Origin of the sequence: Corallococcus interemptor, assembly GCF_003668875.1 — a bacterium.
In the GTDB taxonomy this organism is placed as follows: Bacteria; Myxococcota; Myxococcia; order Myxococcales; family Myxococcaceae; genus Corallococcus; species Corallococcus interemptor.
On the sequence record NZ_RAWM01000366.1, the window covers coordinates 1 to 432 of the forward strand.

The 432-nt window shown below is 61.8% G+C and carries 1 protein-coding gene; it reads left to right on the plus strand.

The features are described 5' to 3' along the window. Window positions 1-70: 70 nt before the first annotated feature. Window positions 71-432, plus strand: a 362-nt coding sequence (locus tag D7X96_RS39275; protein ID WP_279637434.1) for a 4Fe-4S binding protein, incomplete at its 3' end; no start/stop codon positions are given.

A 432-nucleotide genomic window follows, 5' to 3' on the forward strand; every position in this document is an offset into this window, starting at 1 on the left:
CATCAATGGTGTGCCGCATGGTGGTATGGGTGTTGCCCAGCCGGTGCGTACCACTACGTGTCAGCTGCACATGCGTTCCTTCGCCGATGGCTCGACCATCACGATCGAGCCATGGAAGTCGGGTGCCTTCCCGATTCTGCGTGACCTTATCGTGGATCGCTCGGCCCTTGACCGTGTCATCCAGGCTGGCGGCTATGTCTCGGTGAACACCGGTGCTGCCCCGGACGCTCACGCTGTTCAGGTCAACAAGAAGCGCTCTGATCGCTCCTTCGACGCCGCTACCTGCATCGGTTGTGGCGCCTGCGTGGCGGCTTGCCCGAACGGCTCCTCGATGCTGTTTACTTCTGCGAAGATCACTCACCTGGCCATGCTTCCGCAGGGTCAGCCGGAGCGGATGCGTCGTGTCAAGGCTATGGCTGCGCAGAACGACGC